Here is a 466-nt window from a genome sequence, read left to right as displayed (position 1 = left end):
TAGTTTGTCACGTCCTTCATCGCCTTCTATTGCCAAGGCATCCAGCATGCGCCCTTATTAACTTAACCTATCGATTAAAAATCGACGATTAACTAATAAATTATTTATGAGATCTATTTCTAGATTTTATTAGCGGTAACTTTTCAGTTACTTTTATCGAAGTGAATTTCTCGGTTCAATTTACCTAATGTCTCGATGTCGTAAGAGACATAAGGATTTTAATTAACAAGAAATTAAATTACTATTCAGTTATCAATGTACAATTGGCAAAAAAACTGCCAATGGAGAATATCGGGTTCGAACCGATGACCCCCTGCTTGCAAAGCAGGTGCTCTCCCAGCTGAGCTAATTCCCCAGTTGCTTGTGTTTTCAGGGCGGCGCTCTGAAAACCGAACAGAACTGAAACAAACAAATCTGATATCTAAATCAGTGTAGTATTCCGATTATCCTTAGAAAGGAGGTGATC

General features: G+C 37.8%; 1 tRNA gene. It reads right to left on the bottom strand.

The window, feature by feature from the left end:
* Positions 1–282: 282 nt before the first annotated feature.
* Positions 283–355, bottom strand: a tRNA-Ala gene (locus KH893_RS12035).
* Positions 356–466 lie beyond the last annotated feature (111 nt).

This window comes from Liquorilactobacillus sicerae (assembly GCF_029916425.1).
Classification (GTDB): Bacteria; Bacillota; Bacilli; order Lactobacillales; family Lactobacillaceae; genus Liquorilactobacillus; species Liquorilactobacillus sicerae.
Note: the sequence above shows the minus strand (reverse complement) of the source record. Positions and strands in the feature narration are given on the sequence as shown.